Annotated in this window: 10 protein-coding genes and 1 pseudogene; 10 read left to right on the top strand and 1 reads right to left on the bottom strand. The window is 43.3% G+C overall.

The features are described from left to right. The first annotated feature begins 51 nt into the window (after positions 1-51). Together ilvC and N5O98_RS22325 are read left to right on the top strand one after the other, a co-directional pair. On the top strand, positions 52-1095 hold the full coding sequence (gene ilvC, locus N5O98_RS22320) for a ketol-acid reductoisomerase (protein WP_004306754.1): 1044 nt from the start codon (positions 52-54) through the stop codon (positions 1093-1095). 191 nt (positions 1096-1286) lie between these two features. Next, positions 1287-3248: an LruC domain-containing protein gene (locus tag N5O98_RS22325; protein ID WP_004312415.1), complete on the top strand. Its 1962-nt coding sequence runs from the start codon at positions 1287-1289 to the stop codon at positions 3246-3248. Positions 3249-3391: 143 nt separating this feature from the next. Here N5O98_RS22325 and N5O98_RS22330 read toward each other — a convergent pair whose 3' ends face one another. Next, positions 3392-5329 (bottom strand): AAA domain-containing protein, encoded by a 1938-nt coding sequence (locus N5O98_RS22330; RefSeq protein WP_022200168.1) that lies wholly within the window; start codon positions 5327-5329, stop codon positions 3392-3394. A gap of 66 nt (positions 5330-5395) precedes the next feature. On the opposite strand from N5O98_RS22330, the gene N5O98_RS22335 reads away from it, so the two are divergent. The 8 genes and pseudogenes from N5O98_RS22335 (at position 5396) to N5O98_RS22370 (ending at position 17320) form a co-directional block, all read left to right on the top strand. Beyond that, positions 5396-7639, top strand: a complete 2244-nt coding sequence (locus N5O98_RS22335) for an aconitate hydratase (RefSeq protein ID WP_004312417.1) — start codon at positions 5396-5398, stop codon at positions 7637-7639. Between the two features lie 3 nt (positions 7640-7642). Further along, a complete protein-coding gene (icd, locus tag N5O98_RS22340) occupies positions 7643-8839 on the top strand; it encodes an NADP-dependent isocitrate dehydrogenase (protein ID WP_004312418.1) in 1197 nt (398 codons plus the stop codon). 20 nt (positions 8840-8859) lie between these two features. Next, complete coding sequence (locus N5O98_RS22345) at positions 8860-10203, top strand: citrate/2-methylcitrate synthase (protein ID WP_004299485.1); 1344 nt, start codon at positions 8860-8862, stop codon at positions 10201-10203. A gap of 193 nt (positions 10204-10396) precedes the next feature. After that, on the top strand, positions 10397-11158 hold the full coding sequence (locus N5O98_RS22350) for a DUF1295 domain-containing protein (protein ID WP_004312419.1): 762 nt from the start codon (positions 10397-10399) through the stop codon (positions 11156-11158). Between the two features lie 51 nt (positions 11159-11209). Further along, entirely contained in the window at positions 11210-12433 is a 1224-nt protein-coding gene (locus N5O98_RS22355; protein WP_004312420.1) for an NADH:flavin oxidoreductase, read from the top strand. Then, the gene (locus tag N5O98_RS22360) at positions 12430-13281 is read left to right on the top strand and encodes an SDR family oxidoreductase (protein WP_022200166.1); all 852 of its coding nucleotides are present in this window, start codon (positions 12430-12432) and stop codon (positions 13279-13281) included. The genes N5O98_RS22355 and N5O98_RS22360 overlap by 4 nt, the downstream gene beginning before the upstream one ends. A 192-nt stretch (positions 13282-13473) precedes the next feature. Beyond that, positions 13474-15891 (top strand): annotated as a pseudogene (locus N5O98_RS22365) (TonB-dependent receptor). A gap of 40 nt (positions 15892-15931) precedes the next feature. After that, entirely contained in the window at positions 15932-17320 is a 1389-nt protein-coding gene (locus N5O98_RS22370; protein WP_022200164.1) for a DUF4374 domain-containing protein, read from the top strand. Positions 17321-17390: the final 70 nt, after the last annotated feature.

The raw sequence follows: 17390 nt of genomic DNA on the forward strand, positions 1-17390 counted from the left end.
TCAATTAATAACAGATGGCGTAAGTCATCAAAAACTAAAAACAAAAAGAAAATGGCACAGTTGAATTTTGGAGGTACTACTGAAACTGTAGTAATCCGTGACGAATTTCCATTGGAAAAAGCTCGTGAAGTATTGAAAAATGAAACAATCGCTGTAATCGGTTATGGCGTACAGGGTCCTGGACAGGCACTGAACTTGCGTGATAACGGTTTCAATGTAATCGTTGGTCAACGTGAAGGAAAAACATACGATAAGGCAGTAGCAGACGGATGGGTTCCGGGTGAAACTTTGTTCGGTATCGAAGAAGCTTGTGAGAAAGGTACTATTGTAATGTGTCTGTTGTCTGACGCAGCAGTAATGTCAGTATGGCCTACTATCAAGCCTTACCTGACTGCCGGAAAAGCTCTTTATTTCTCACACGGTTTTGCTATCACTTGGAACGACCGTACAGGTGTAGTTCCTCCTGCTGATATCGACGTTATCATGGTTGCTCCTAAAGGTTCGGGTACATCTTTGCGTACTATGTTCCTCGAAGGACGTGGCTTGAACTCTTCTTATGCTATCTATCAGGATGCTACAGGCAAGGCTTACGAAAGAACTATCGCACTAGGTATCGGTATCGGTTCCGGTTATCTGTTCGAAACAACTTTCCAACGTGAAGCTACTTCTGACTTGACAGGTGAACGTGGTTCATTGATGGGTGCTATCCAAGGTTTGTTGCTGGCACAGTACGAAGTATTGCGTGAAAACGGTCATAGTCCTTCTGAAGCATTCAATGAAACAGTGGAAGAACTGACACAGTCGTTGATGCCGTTGTTTGCAAAGAACGGTATGGACTGGATGTACGCTAACTGCTCTACTACTGCTCAACGTGGTGCTCTCGATTGGATGGGCCCATTCCACGATGCTATCAAACCGGTAGTTGAAAAGTTGTATAACAGTGTGAAGACTGGTAATGAAGCACAGATTTCTATCGACAGTAATTCACAACCTGATTATCGTGAAAAATTGAACGAAGAACTCCGTCAATTACGCGAGAGCGAAATGTGGCAGACTGCTGTAACTGTTCGTAAACTTCGTCCGGAGAATAATTAAACTGGATAAATTATACAAGTTTTAAGAGGGGAGAGAGCAAATAGTTCTCTCCTTTTTTATTGGAAATACATTGTATAAAAGGAGGAGTGAATCCTTTAAATTGCTTTTTTTAGAAAAATATATCTATAATATGACTAAAATATGCAAGTTTATGTTTATATTTGCACCATCAAATAAAATAAACGAGAAGTATGATGTATTTTAACTTGCCCAAAAGAATGATTAACATTACTAAATTAGTATGTGTTATTGGTGTTGTTTCTGTTGCTTTCTCCAGCTGTTTGCAGAAAGATGTATATGATCCTGCTAATTCAGGAGATAAAGAAGAGGAGGTTACTTTAGATAACTATTTCGACTTTGCTACTACTAAAAATATTCAATTGAATATTGATTATGGAAAGGAATGTCCTAGAGCTTATTTTGAAGTTTATGCTGAAAATCCGCTTTCTTATGTGGCAGAAGGCGGTCAGATTATAAAGAAAGCAGGGGTTTCACACATTGCAACCGGATTTACTGATATACAAGGACGTTATATCAAGCCTGCTTCTTTCCCGACAACAGTTTCAGAAGTTTATATTTATTCTCCGGATTTTGGTGTGCCGACTTTGTATAAAACTAAAATAGTCGGTTCGGATGTCAGTGCGGAGATCACTTTTGAGAATGCTCTTGACGTTACTGCTGTGGATTCATCAACGAGAAGTGCACAAACACGATCTTCTTTGAAATTTATTACAAATGTAATTCCGAATGTATTAGGAACTTGGAATGTAAATACTGGTAGACCTAACTATCTGGATGCTTCTAAAAAAATTAATGTGGATGCAACGCTTAAGAGTTATATAACAGCATATTTCCCGGAAGGAAAGAATAATAAAGGAACATTGGTGTCCGATGATGCAGATATTCTGATAACAAAAGATGCCAATGTTGTTATTAACTATTTTGGAGGAAATACTGCTGCACAAAGTGTATTTGCTTATTATTGTTATCCTAAAGATGCTTCTGTTGATAAAATAAAGGAGGCTACAAAGCATGCCTGTGTCATATTTCCTAATGCACATGGAAATAGTTTGGGAAATTATAGTGGGGTTGCGGTTAATTTAAAATATATAAATGAGGCTGGTAATTTCCCGCAGGAGGACCCCGAACGTATTCCGGCAAATACAAAAATAGGTTTCTTGATTTGGAATAATGGTTGGAAAAACACCAAGGCTAATGGAAATATGTTCTATTCAACCAAATCTTTAAATAGTGATAAAATCTCACACACTGCAATCTTTGCAGCAAAAAATAAAGCAGGTGAAAGAGTGAATGTGATTACAATGGAAGACTGGAAAAATGATAACGACTATAATGACGTTGCTTTTGTAATATCTTCCAATCCTATTACTGCTATTGAGGTGCCGGAAGTTCCTAATCCGGGTGATCGACAAGGGACAGAAAACTATTCAGGAGTGCTTGGCTTTGAAGATAACTGGCCTGAACAAGGAGATTATGACTTGAATGATGTAGTCATGAAATATCAGTCAAGTGTTGATTATAATATAGATAATAAAGTTCTTAATATTATTGATAAGTTCACATTGGCTTGGACGGGAGCTAATTATAAAAACTCGTTTGCGTATGAGGTTCCTTTCGATTTGAGTAAAGCGTCCCAAGTAATAATCAATGGCGATGAAATTACTTCCTATTCAGGTAATGTGATAACATTATTCAAGGATGCTAAAGCTGAATTGGGAGTATCCAATGTGAATGCGGAGGATATGATTAATCAGAATATTCAAGAGAAGACATATACGGTATCCATACAATTTAATAACCCTACTCTTGATAAATCAGTAGTGGTAGCTCCTTATAACCCTTTTATAAAAGTATTCAACTCTGCCACAGAAGTCCATCTGACAGATCATAAGCCGACGACTGGTGCGAATAATCGTTTCCCTTCTGGAGCTGATATTTCTCGTGGTGATGTAGATGGTACCTATTTCATTTGCAAAGATGGTTTTCCGTTTGCAATTCATGTAGATGCTCGTTTGGACGCTTCTATTTTGAATTTAGATCTTAAAAAGGAGAATCAGCGCATTGATAAAACATATCCTAAATTTGCAGAATGGGCAAAAACGCGCGATCCGCAAATAAAATGGTGGAAATAGTTGGAGTGCATTGGAATAATCGACTATCTTTGAGGGTGAAAAATTAAGAATAGTACTGATGTAAAATATTGTTTGTTTTGTTTGTGTTAAAAAAAGTGTGGTTTCGGGAGAAAGTGTGCTTTGTTAAAAGGAGGATTAAGTATTTAATCCTCCTTTTTAATGAATAACATCAACCTTTTATAGAAAGGATGCTTGGCAAGGGTGGAAGCATCTCCTAATATAACAAGTTTCATTCGTGCCCGCGTAATCGCTACATTCATTCTTCGCAAGTCATTTAGAAACCCGATTTGTCCGTCCTCGTTGGCACGTACGAGACTGATGAAAATAACGTCTCGCTCCTGTCCCTGAAAGCCGTCTACCGTATTCACGGTGATGAGGCTGCGGAAAGGGCGTAAAAAGCTGCTTCCTTTTATTTTTCCTCTCAAATATTGCACTTGTGCCTTGTATGGCGAAATCAGACCGAAATCAATTCTTTCATCCAGTATTCGCTTTTTGCCGATACGTTCGATGTAAGTTTCCAGTTCTTGCAGTAGTAGGTTGGCTTCCTGCTTATTGATGCGTCCGAAGCTTTCTCCTACAAAATCTTCGTGAAAGTCCATCTCTGAAGTATCGATCCAATTCATGGGAGTGTCGAAATCAAGAATACCCCGATAGCGTACTTCCGGAGCAGCTTCCAGTTCTCCATGATAAAACCAGTCGGAGGGAAACTGCATGATGGCTTCATGCATTCTGTACTGTACTTTTAATAGAGAGACCGCGGAAGGTTTTTGTTGAACGACTTTTTCCATTAATGTATGATCCAATCCTCCACGGGAAGCTTCTATACATTTGATAGTCGGCGGAAGCTGACAATGATCTCCTGCGAGGATGACCCGGTCTGCTTTGCGGATAGCGATCCAGCAGGCAGCTTCGAGGGCTTGTGCAGCCTCGTCGATGAATAAAGTCGGAAAACGACGTCCGTTGAGCAGGCGGTGGTTGCTGCTGACAAGGGTAGAAGCAATCACGCGGGCACTGTCGAAAAGATCGGCATTGATTTGTATTTCCAACTCCGTGGCACGGTCGCGGAGACGACTCATGCGATTACGCATTCCTTCCCGTTCAGAATAACTACCCCGGCGCATCCGGCTACCCATTTCGCGGATAGATTTATGGATTCCCCAAAGCTCCGGGTAGGCAGGATGACTTTCAAACCGGCGTTCATAGGTGGATGAAAGCATTTTGTCATTGACCCGGGTTGGATTTCCAATGCGGAGCACGGGGACTCCCCGATCTACCAGTTTCTCACAAATCCAGTCGACAGCCGTGTTGCTTTGTGCACAGACAAGCACTTGTGGTTCCCGGTGTAACGTTTCGTAAATCGCTTCGACAAGAGTCGTTGTCTTTCCGGTTCCCGGAGGACCGTGAACAATAGATACGTCACGCGTACATAGCACCTTGTTGACTGCTGTTTCCTGTGTACTGTTCAGCCATGGGAAGCGGACAGGATATAATTCGCGGAATCCCGGCTTTTGGGTACCCAACAAAATGTCACGCAGTTCCGCCAGGCGGTTGTCCTTGGCACGTATCGTGTCTTCCAGTGCCTCGAACATGGCCCGGTACGATGTTTCGTCAAAATAAAGTTGTACCCCCAGTATACCGTCAGTTTGCAGTTCCGCTAAAGCTCCCGCTCCGGGGAGTACAACGACCATTCGTTCTTCGTCGGCAAAGCTGACGGTAGCGATGAAATCCATATACTTCACTTTTCCTTCGAATGACTGGTGGAAAAAGCAAACAGGGCGGCCGAACTCAAAGGAATGCTCTATTTCTTTATTTTCGGTCCGTGTAATATCTATTACAAGCTGATTCAGCGAATTGTAGTAACTTCGGCCAAGAGAGACAGGATACCAGCAGAGACCGCGCTTCACTTTACGGGCAACGCCCATTGTTTCGGTCTGCCGCTTAAATTCTTCCTTCTCATATTCATACTCCATCCGCAGGAGGAGTTGCTGTTGCTGAAGATCTATAATGGGACTTTTCGGATTATTACTCATAATAGGCGCAAAGGTAACAAATCTTCGTTCCGGGTAGAAAAAATATTTCATTTTGTTAAACATTACTCGAACGCCGTTCGTTATTTTAATAGATAGACTAAAAAAACAAAAAGCAATATGGTATATGATGTGACTATGTTAGAAGCTTTCTACGCTGCTTATAAAGGAAAGGTAGAACACGTACGGGCTATACTGAAACGCCCTTTGACGTTGGCCGAGAAGATTTTGTATGCTCATCTGTATGATGTAGCCGATTTGAAAGATTACAAACGGGGGGAGGATTATGTGAATTTCCGTCCCGACCGTGTGGCTATGCAGGATGCAACTGCGCAGATGGCTTTGCTTCAATTTATGAATGCAGGTAAGGATCAGGTGGCTGTGCCTTCGACAGTGCATTGCGATCACTTGATACAGGCGTATAAAGGTGCAAAGGCGGATATTGCTACGGCAAGACTGACTAATGAAGAAGTATACGATTTCCTCCGTGATGTATCTTCCCGTTATGGCATTGGCTTCTGGAAACCGGGAGCAGGAATTATCCATCAGGTAGTGCTCGAAAACTATGCTTTCCCCGGTGGTATGATGGTGGGAACAGACTCTCATACGCCTAATGCAGGCGGACTGGGCATGGTGGCTATCGGTGTTGGTGGCGCGGATGCCGTGGATGTGATGACAGGAATGGAATGGGAGCTGAAAATGCCGAAGATTATCGGTGTTCGTCTGACCGGAAAACTAAGCGGTTGGACCTCTCCGAAAGATGTAATCCTGAAATTGGCCGGCATCCTTACCGTAAAAGGAGGAACGAATGCTATTATCGAATATTTTGGTCCCGGAACCGAATCCCTTTCTGCTACCGGGAAAGCTACCATTTGCAATATGGGTGCCGAAGTTGGAGCTACTACCTCTTTATTCCCGTTTGACGGACGCATGGCTACTTATTTGAGAGCTACCGGAAGAGATTGTGTAGTCGATTGGGCTGAATCTGTTGGTGCAGACCTTCGTGCAGACGACATTGTGACCGACGAACCATCCAACTATTACGACCGTGTGATTGAAATTGACTTGTCAGAACTCGAACCTTATATAAACGGGCCGTTTACACCGGATGCCGCTACTCCCATCTCTGAATTTGCAGAAAAAGTGTTATTGAACGGCTATCCCCGTAAAATGGAGGTGGGCTTGATAGGTTCATGTACCAATTCTTCTTATCAGGATTTGAGCCGTGCAGCTTCTCTGGCAAAGCAGGTGACAGAAAAGAATTTGAGCGTCGCTTCTCCACTGATCGTCAATCCGGGTTCGGAGCAAATTCGGGCTACTGCCGAAAGAGACGGTATGATTGAGGCTTTTGAACGGCTGGGAGCCACGATTATGGCAAATGCTTGTGGACCTTGTATCGGTCAGTGGAAACGTGAGACGGACGATCCGACACGAAAGAACTCAATCGTCACCTCTTTCAATCGTAATTTTGCCAAACGCGCTGACGGTAATCCCAACACCTATGCATTTGTAGCTTCTCCGGAACTAACGATGGCGTTAACAATAGCCGGCGATCTCTGTTTCAACCCGTTGAAAGACAGACTGGTGAATCATAACGGAGAAAAAGTGAAACTCTCCGAGCCTGTAGGAGATGAACTTCCTTTGAAAGGTTTTGAACAGGGAAATGAAGGGTATATTGCTCCGCACGGAGCAAAAACGGAAATCAGGGTAAAACCGGATTCCCAACGTCTCCAGCTTCTGACTCCTTTCCCGGCATGGGACGGACAGGACTTGCTGAACATGCCTTTATTGATTAAAGCACAGGGAAAATGTACTACCGACCATATCTCTATGGCAGGTCCGTGGCTTCGTTTCCGGGGACATTTGGAGAATATTTCCGACAATATGCTGATGGGAGCTGTCAATGCTTTCAATGGTGAAACGAACCGTGTTTGGAATCGTTCGACAAATACTTATGGAACAGTTTCCGGTACGGCAAAGATGTATAAATCCGAAGGTATTCCGTCTATTGTTGTTGCCGAAGAGAATTATGGAGAAGGTTCCAGCCGTGAACATGCAGCCATGGAACCACGCTTCCTCAATGTACGTGTCATTTTGGCTAAGAGTTTTGCCCGTATCCACGAAACAAATCTGAAAAAACAAGGAATGCTTGCTCTTACTTTTGTAGATAAAGCAGACTATGATAAAATTCGGGAACACGATCTTCTGTCCGTATCAGGCTTAGTCCATTTCGCACCGGGGCGCAATCTGATGATTATTCTTCATCACGAAGACGGAACGAAAGAAAGTTTTGAAGTGCAACATACCTATAATGAACAGCAGATAGCCTGGTTTCGTGCCGGTTCTGCCTTAAATGCAAGATAAAAAATGAGCAAAATAACCATGCAAACAGATGGTACGTTGCTGGTGCCCGATGTGCCTACCGTACCTTATATTACCGGCGATGGAGTAGGAGCTGAAGTGACTCCTGCCATGCAAGCCGTAGTGGACGCAGCTATCCGGAAAGCATACGGTGGCAAACGTCGTATCGAATGGAAAGAAGTGTTGGCGGGAGAACGTGCCTTCAACGCGACTGGTTCCTGGTTGCCGGATGAAACAATGGAAACCTTTCAGGAATACCTAGTAGGAATCAAAGGCCCGTTGACAACTCCTGTCGGAGGTGGAATCCGTTCGTTGAATGTAGCACTGCGTCAGACACTTGATTTATACGTCTGTCTTCGTCCGGTTCGTTGGTATCAGGGAGTACAGTCGCCTGTCAAATCACCGGAAAAAGTGAACATGTGTGTGTTCCGTGAAAATACGGAAGATATTTATGCAGGTATCGAATGGGAAGCCGGAACTCCGGAGGCTGAAAAGTTCTATCAATTCCTGAAAGACGAAATGGGGGTGACAAAAGTCCGTTTCCCGAGAACCTCTTCTTTCGGTGTGAAACCTGTATCACGTGAGGGCACGGAGCGTCTTGTACGTGCTGCCTGCCAGTATGCGCTCGACCATCATTTGCCTTCCGTAACGCTGGTGCATAAAGGGAATATCATGAAGTTTACCGAAGGTGGTTTCAAAAAATGGGGCTACGAACTGGCGCAACGTGAATTTGGCGATGCTTTGGCAGATGGCAGACTGGTGATAAAAGATTGCATTGCAGATGCTTTCTTGCAAAATACACTCCTGATTCCCGAAGAATATTCCGTGATAGCCACCTTAAACCTCAACGGAGACTATGTTTCCGACCAACTGGCGGCCACGGTAGGCGGTATCGGCATCGCTCCGGGAGCAAATATCAACTACCAGACAGGTCATGCCATCTTTGAAGCGACTCACGGAACAGCCCCCAATATTGCGGGAAAAGATGTGGTGAACCCTTGTTCTATTATCCTTTCGGCAGTAATGATGCTCGAATATTTTGACTGGAAAGAAGCGGCTGCTCTGATAGAGAAAGCCTTGGAACAAAGCTTCTTGGACGCTCGTGCTACACACGATTTAGCCCGTTTTATGCCGAATGGAACCTCCCTCTCTACTTCCGCTTTCACTCGTGAGATCGTGGAAAGAATTGAAAAACAAAAGTAACGAATAAAAAACGAAGAAAGATGAAAAAAGAGTACTTGATTTACAAGCTTTCCGAGGAAATGAAGGAAGCTACCCGGATTGATACAGAATTGTTCTCCAAGTTTGATGTGAAGCGCGGATTGCGTAATGAAGACGGCACAGGTGTATTGGTAGGTTTAACCAGAATCGGTAATGTAGTAGGATATGAACGTGTTCCGGGTGGTGGACTGAAACCCATACCGGGAAAACTGTTCTATCGCGGTTATGATGTAGAAGATATTTCTCACGCTATAATCAAAGAGAAACGCTTTGGCTTCGAAGAAGTGGCTTACCTATTGCTTTCCGGACGTCTGCCGGATAAAGAAGAACTACTTTCTTTCCGTGAGTTGATTAACGACAATATGCCGTTGGAACAGAAAACGAAAATGAACATCATCGAGTTGGAAGGAAACAACATCATGAATATTCTTTCACGCAGCGTACTCGAAATGTATCGTTTTGACGCAAATGCGGATGATACCTCCCGGGATAACCTGATGCGTCAGAGTATTGAACTGATTTCAAAGTTCCCCACTATCATCGCTTATGCTTATAATATGCTTCGTCATGCTACTTTCGGACGTTCTCTGCATATCCGCCATCCGCAGGAAAAGCTCTCTATTGCCGAGAATTTCCTGTATATGCTGAAAAAAGACTATACCGAACTGGATGCACGCACCCTCGATTTGTTATTGATTCTTCAGGCGGAGCACGGTGGTGGTAATAACTCTACTTTCACCGTTCGCGTTACTTCTTCTACCGGAACAGATACTTATTCGGCCATCGCCGCAGGTATCGGTTCGCTGAAAGGTCCGCTTCACGGAGGTGCCAATATTCAGGTTGCTGACATGTTCCAGCACCTGAAGGAAAATATCAAAGACTGGACAAGTGTAGATGAGATAGACACTTACTACACCCGAATGTTGAACAAAGAAGTGTATAACAAAACCGGATTGATCTATGGTATCGGACATGCCGTTTATACCATCTCCGACCCTCGTGCTCTTCTATTGAAAGAACTGGCTCGCGACCTTGCCCGTGAAAAAGGCAGAGAAAGCGAATTTGCTTTCCTCGAACTGTTGGAAGAACGTGCCATCGCTACTTTCGGACGGGTTAAAAACAACGGAAAGACAGTGTCCAGCAATATCGACTTCTATTCGGGCTTCGTGTATGAAATGATCGGTTTGCCGCAGGAAATCTTCACTCCACTGTTTGCCATGGCACGTATCGTAGGCTGGTGTGCACACCGCAATGAAGAATTGACTTTCGACGGTAAACGGATTATCCGCCCGGCTTATAAAAATGTACTTGATGATTTGGCTTATATCCCAATTAAGAAACGCTGATAAGAACCAATCCTTTTATTGAATAGATAAGTAATCCCGGATGTGTGCCCGATCATTTCAGAAGCGCATCCGGGAAATTTTATATTTTCTCCTTTTTTATGTTCGTAAAAGAATGTACTTCAGATTCTTTCTATTTTTTGTATCGTCGTTTATCTCATTTTTGTTATTTTTGCGTGTTACAAAATAGATCGGTATGAGTATAGATACTTTTAATCTGTTTCTGGGGGTGATGAGCCTGATTGCTTTGTTTGTTTTTATCGCCCTTTACTTTGTGAAAGCCGGATATGGTATTTTCCGCACAGCATCGTGGGGCGTAGCTATCTCCAATAAACTAGCCTGGATATTGATGGAAGCTCCGGTTTTCGTGGTGATGTGCGTGATGTGGATCTATTCCGAACGTCGGTTCGAGCCGGTGATTTTCACTTTCTTCCTCTTCTTTCAAATTCACTATTTTCAGCGTGCTTTCATCTTCCCTTTGCTATTGAAAGGGAAAAGTAAGATGCCACTGGCAATCATGTCGATGGGAGTTCTTTTTAATTTGCTGAATGGCTATATGCAAGGGAAATGGATTTTCTATCTTGCTCCCGAAACGATGTATCAAGCCGGCTGGTTCACTTCACCGTGGTTTATTTTCGGCACATTGTTCTTTTTCGCAGGTATGCTGTTGAACTGGCAGTCGGATTATATCATCCGACATTTGCGCAAACCGGGAGACACCCGGCATTATCTGCCTCAAAAAGGAATGTACCGTTATGTCACTTCCGCCAACTATTTCGGTGAGATAGTAGAATGGGCAGGTTGGGCGATACTCACTTGTTCACTTTCCGGCCTGGTCTTCCTTTGGTGGACGATTGCTAACCTTGTTCCCCGTGCCAACGCTATTTGGTGCCGTTACCGCGAAGAATTCGGAGACGCAGTGGGAGAACGGAAACGAGTGTTCCCTTTCCTTTATTAGGGGCGTTTTTCATCATGATTTACGTATGACTTAAATAAAATATCAACTACTATGGAATCTAAACTTTTTAGCCCGGTCACCTTTGGCCCTTTGACGCTGCGGAATCGAACGATCCGTTCGGCAGCTTTTGAGAGCATGTGTCCGGAGAATACTCCCACGCAGATGTTGCTGGATTACCATCGGTCGGTAGCTGCGGGGGGAGTGGGTATGACAACAGTGGCTTATGCTGCCGTGACACAAAGCGGACTTTCTTTCGACCGTCAATTGTGGTTGCGTCCGTCCATTATTCCCCGTTTACATGAACTGACAAAAGCCGTGCACGATGAAGGTGCCGCAGTAGGTATACAAATCGGGCATTGTGGAAATATGTCCCATAAAAATATATGTGGTGTCACTCCTATATCCGCATCTTCAGGCTTCAACCTCTATTCTCCTACGTTTGTGCGTGGAATGGAAAAAGAGGAGCTTCCGGAAATGGCGAAAGCGTATGGAAATGCAGTCAATCTGGCGAGGAAAGCCGGGTTTGACGCCGTTGAAGTACATGCGGGGCACGGCTATTTGATTAGTCAATTCCTGTCTCCCTACACCAATCATCGGAAAGATGAATATGGCGGTTCGCTCGAAAACCGGATGCGTTTTATGGATATGGTGATGGAAGAAGTGATGAAAGCGGCGGGCAATGATATGGCAGTTTTCGTAAAAATGAATATGCGCGACGGCTTCAAAGGAGGAATGGAGATAGACGAATCCATACAAGTGGCCAAACGTCTGTTGGAACTTGGCGCTCATGGATTGGTGTTGAGTGGTGGTTTTGTCAGCAAAGCGCCGATGTATGTAATGAGAGGGGCCATGCCGATTCGTTCGATGTCTTACTATATGAATTGTTGGTGGCTGAAATACGGAGTCCGTATGTTTGGCAAATGGATGATCCCCTCTGTACCCTTCAAAGAGGCTTATTTCCTTGAAGATGCACTGAAATTCCGTGCGGCTCTTCCGGATGCGCCGTTGATTTATGTCGGTGGTCTTGTTTCCCGTCAGAAAATAGATGAAGTGCTCGATTCCGGTTTTGATGCCGTGCAGATGGCGAGAGCTTTGCTCAACGAACCGGGGTTCGTGAACCGGATGAAACAGGAAGAACAAGCACGCTGCAACTGTGGACACAGTAATTATTGCATAGGACGTATGTATACGATAGAAATGGCTTGTCATCAACATTTGAAAGAACAATTACCTTCCTCTTTACAAAAGGAAATTGATAAACTGGAGAAAAAATGAGTGAAATGAAATGGGCAATCATCACCGGTGCGGACGGAGGAATGGGAACAGAAATAACACGTGCCGTAGCCAAAGCCGGTTATCGAATCATTATGGCTTGTTATCATCCGAAGAAAGCGGAGGTTGTTCGTGAATGTTTGAGCAAGGAAACCGGAAACCCGGATTTGGAGGTTATGGCTATTGACTTATCTTCCATGCAATCCGTAGTTGCTTTTGCCAGTCAGATCTTAGAAAGGAATCTTCCCATCTCTTTGTTAATGAATAATGCCGGAACGATGGAGACAGGTTTTCATACTACTTCCGAAGGATTCGAACGAACGGTAAGTGTGAACTACATGGGACCTTATCTGCTTACCCGGAAATTAATTCCGCTGATGGTGCGTGGAGCGCGTATCGTAAATATGGTTTCCTGTACATACGCAATCGGCAAGCTCGACTTCCCGGATTTCTTTCATAGAGGGAAAACGGGAACGTTTTGGAGGATTCCTGTTTACAGTAACACGAAGCTGGCTTTATTATTGTTTACTTTCGAACTTTCCGAGCAACTTCGAGAGAAAGGGATTAGCGTCAATGCTGCGGATCCGGGAATTGTTTCTACTGATATCATCACTATGCACAAGTGGTTCGATCCGTTGACGGATATTTTTTTCCGTCCTTTTATCCGTAAACCCAAGAAAGGGGCTTCTACGGCAATCGGTTTACTGTTGGACGAAAAGGAAGCTGGTGTGACAGGACAACTGTATGTCAATAACCACCGGAAAAACTTGTCTGATAAATACACGAATCATGTGCAGAAAGAGCAGTTGTGGGAGATAACGGAACGTGCGTTGGCGAGTTGGCTGAAGTAGGTTTTCTTTTCTTTTTTTATTTAAATTATCTAGTATTTACTTATATATAGGTATTGTACATATCTATATACCTCATTTTTGTTGTCTTATTTTTACCAATAGATAGGGATTGTTTGGCATCCCTCTTTCTGCTTACCTTTGCATCGCTTTTAGAACAATGAAAAGGTTATAAAGTAAAAAGGTAAAAAGGAAATGAGCAATAAATGTTTTTTGGTTTTTCTGGCATTCTTGTTTTCCGTATCCGTATATTCACAACAGGGGCGTCACCGTAGTAGTTTAATTTCGGGCAGAGTGATGTCCACAGAGAAAGAAGTGGTGGATTTTGCGACAGTTTATCTGAAAGGAACCAACCAAGGATGCTATACAGATGAAAAAGGTATATATCATTTGAAAACGACAGCAGGTGAATAATATACACTCGTCGTTTCGGCTATCGGTTATCAAACGGTAGAAAAGAAAGTTAAATTAGCCAAGGGAGAAAGAATAAAAGTAAACGTCACTATCGCGCCGGCGGTAAAAGAACTGGGAGAGGTGCTGGTCACGACATCTGGAGTCGGCCGTGTGAATCAGTCTGCTTTTAATGCGGTAGCCATTGATGCGAAGAAATTGCATAACAGTACGCAGACTTTGGCAGGTGCACTGACTAAAGTGCCCGGTGTAAAACTCCGCGAATCAGGTGGAGTGGGGTCGGATATGCAATTGTATATCGATGGCTTTAGCGGAAAACATGTGAAAATCTTCATTGACGGCATACCACAGGAAGGAGCCGGTGCTGCATTCGATTTGAACAATGTTCCTATTAATTTTGCTGACCGTATAGAAGTCTATAAAGGAGTAGTTCCCGTAGGATTCGGAACCGATGCTATTGGGGGAGTGGTTAATATTGTCACCAACAAACAACCCGGAAAGTGGTTTATGGATGCTTCCTATTCTTACGGATCGTTTAATACTCATAAATCATACGTGCGCTTCGGACAAACGTTCAAAAATGGTTTCATGTATGAGGTCAATGCTTTTCAAAATTTCTCGGATAATGATTATTATGTGGACACTTATGTACGCGAATTTGAGATTAAAGAAGATGGAAGCGTACGTTTTCCGCCACTTGACAAAAATAAGATTTATCATCTGAAACGTTTTAATGACCAGTATCATAATGAAGCCGTGATTGGAAAAATCGGCTTGGTAGGAAAGAAATGGGCAGACCGTTTGGCGTTGAGTTTCAATTATTCCCATTTCTATAAAGAGATACAAACAGGCGTTTATCAAGATGTCGTGTTCGGTGAAAAATTCCGCAAAGGACATTCGTTGGTCCCTTCTTTAGAATATTACAAAAAGAACTTACTGGTGAAAAACCTGGATCTGCTGTTGACTGCCAATTATAATCATAATATCACCAATAATGTCGATACCGCTTCGCGGGCTTACAACTGGCGTGGAGATTTTTATGAAAAAGGCAGCCGGGGAGAACAGTCTTACCAGAACAGTGAATCTAAAAATAGAAACTGGAATGGGACGCTGAAGATGAATTATCATATCGGACAGGCACATACGTTTACTTTCAGTCATGTAATCAGTGATTTTGAACGTACGAGCCGCTCTACCATTGGTGCTTCTTCCAAATTCACGGACTTTTCTATTCCTAAAATCACCCGTAAAAACGTCAGCGGGCTTTCTTACCGTCTGATGCCGTCGGACAGATGGAATGTGTCGGCATTTGCCAAATATTACCGGCAATACAACAAGGGACCGGTATCGCAGAATACAGATGGAATAGGCAATTATATCAATCTGTCCAATACGGCAAGCGCTCTTGGATATGGAGCGGCAGATACCTATTTTATATGGAAAGATCTTCAGGTGAAACTTTCGTACGAAAAGGCTTTCCGCCTGCCGACCACGGACGAACTCTTTGGAGATGAAGACCTTGAAGCTGGTAAAATGAATCTGAAACCGGAGAAAAGTGATAATGTCAATTTGAGTTTCAGCTATAATCATCAGTTTGGCAAGCATGGATTGTATGCCGAGGCCGGTTTGATATATCGGGATACGAAAGATTACATAAAAAGAGGACTGGACGTATTGGGAGGAACAAGCTACGGATATTATGAGAACCACGGTCACGTAAGGACCAAAGGGTATAATTTGTCATTGCTTTATAGCTTCTCGCATTGGTTTGATATAGGAGGAACATTTAATAGCATCGATACTCGTGATTACGAAAAGTTTCTGGCGGGTTCCTCTTTGCAAGAAAGCATGCACTATAAAGTGCGTATGCCGAATCTGCCCTATCGTTATGCTAATATCAATGCAAATTTTTATTGGAATGACCTGTTTGTCAAAGGAAATGTATTGAGCATCGGCTATGATAGCTACTGGCAGCACGATTTTCCTCTTTACTGGGAGAATCTCGGAGATAAAGATTCAAAGAATATGGTGCCGGAACAGTTTTCTCATAATCTGTCTTTGTCCTACACCATGAAGAATGGACGTTATAATGTATCATTTGAATGTCGGAATTTCACCGATGCCCAACTGTTTGACAATTTTAGCCTGCAAAAAGCGGGGCGCGCATTCTATGGAAAGTTCAGAGTATTTTTCGGTAAATAATAAGAGTAAGTTTTTAGTATCAATCAATAATGAAGAATATATGAGGAAGTTTTTATTACAGGCTTTTGCCGTAGCTTTTTGCTTGAGTAGCGGTGTGTTTGTGGCATCTTGCGACGATGATAATCATCCGGTGGATAACCCGCCAATTGATGGAGAAACGACTTATGTGGTGGCTGCCACAACCGGTGAAGCAAGTTATTTGGTAGTAGCCAATTCTTTGGATGAAGGAACAGTGTCGACCCAAGGGAATGGAACCGAAGTGATTGGCGGTACCTATTGGGTATATAAAGGATTGGATTATGTGTTTGCTTTAGTTTATAATAAAGGTGGCGCAGGTACAGGAGCTTCCTATTATCTGGGGGCAGATGGTAAAATGAAAGAAAAGTACACATACACTTATAATCGTATCACGTCTTATGGAACCTGGAGGGATAAAGTGGTGACTGTTTCCACCGGGGACTCGAAAATAACAGATGAGGATCAGAATGTGGCTCAAGCATTGTTGTTCAACTATTTGGATGCGACCGATGGCAGTCAGGAAGAGGGTACCTTGCTTGCCGAAAATTACTTGGGTAATGGTGAAAAAGTTTCATGGGCAGGTCTGGTTGAAGCTAACAATAAGATTTATACATCTGTCATCCTAATGGGAATGAGTAAGTACGGTATTAAAAAATGGCCGGAAGCTGTGACAGATCAGGAACTTGTGACTAAGACTGACGGTGGTAGCGGCAGCGGTGCATATACAGCCGGTGTCATTCCTTCTACACAATACCCGGATAATGCTTATGTGGCAATTTATAGTGGCACGAACTTCAATGAGACTCCGGTGATTGCCAAGACTGATAAAATAGGCTATGCATGCGGTCGTATGCGTTCACAATATTATCAGACTATTTGGGCCGCTGATAATGGTGACGTCTATGTGTTCTCTCCCGGATATGGACGTACGGCAGTTTCATCTTCAGATTTGAAGAAGGTAACAGGACAGAAGCCTTCGGGCGCAATGCGTATCAAAGCAGGCGCAACAGATTTCGATCCGGATTACTATGTGAACTTTGAAGAGATAGGCACTAAACATCCTATTTTCCGTTGCTGGCACATCTCTGAAGATTACTTCCTGCTTCAATTGTATAAAAATGGAGCGGAAGATATGATTAATGGTGGTACAAGTGCAGATGTTAGCGAATTAGCTGTTTTCAAGGCGGAAGATCAGACGATTATGCCTGTTACAGGTCTGCCGGCTGACGGAAAGTTTGGTGGCGAGCCTTATGGAGAAAAAGGGTATGCTTATATGGCTGTCACTGTGACTACGGGCGAGAAACCGGCCTTCTATAAAATAGACGCAAAAACAGGCAAGGCAGTCAAAGGTTTAACGGTAGAGGCTGACGCTATCACTACGGTAGGTAAGATGGAATATCTTTCAAAATAATACAGTCGGTTAAATAGAGAATCTTTTGTAGATAAAAGCCTGCCGAGCGGAAAGCTTTGCAGGCTTTTTC

Origin of the sequence: Bacteroides sp. LFL-34 (assembly GCF_027257075.1) — a bacterium.
Lineage (GTDB): Bacteria > Bacteroidota > Bacteroidia > Bacteroidales > Bacteroidaceae > Bacteroides > Bacteroides ovatus.

Coding starts and splice junctions, on each gene's coding strand:
- N5O98_RS22350 (WP_004312419.1), top strand. CDS start 10,397: ATGAGTATAGATACTTTTAATCTGTTTCTGGGGGTGATGAGCCTGATT.
- N5O98_RS22345 (WP_004299485.1), top strand. CDS start 8,860: ATGAAAAAAGAGTACTTGATTTACAAGCTTTCCGAGGAAATGAAGGAA.
- icd (WP_004312418.1), top strand. CDS start 7,643: ATGAGCAAAATAACCATGCAAACAGATGGTACGTTGCTGGTGCCCGAT.
- N5O98_RS22360 (WP_022200166.1), top strand. CDS start 12,430: ATGAGTGAAATGAAATGGGCAATCATCACCGGTGCGGACGGAGGAATG.
- N5O98_RS22355 (WP_004312420.1), top strand. CDS start 11,210: ATGGAATCTAAACTTTTTAGCCCGGTCACCTTTGGCCCTTTGACGCTG.
- N5O98_RS22370 (WP_022200164.1), top strand. CDS start 15,932: ATGAGGAAGTTTTTATTACAGGCTTTTGCCGTAGCTTTTTGCTTGAGT.
- N5O98_RS22330 (WP_022200168.1), bottom strand. CDS start 5,329: ATGAAATATTTTTTCTACCCGGAACGAAGATTTGTTACCTTTGCGCCT.
- N5O98_RS22325 (WP_004312415.1), top strand. CDS start 1,287: ATGATGTATTTTAACTTGCCCAAAAGAATGATTAACATTACTAAATTA.
- N5O98_RS22335 (WP_004312417.1), top strand. CDS start 5,396: ATGGTATATGATGTGACTATGTTAGAAGCTTTCTACGCTGCTTATAAA.
- ilvC (WP_004306754.1), top strand. CDS start 52: ATGGCACAGTTGAATTTTGGAGGTACTACTGAAACTGTAGTAATCCGT.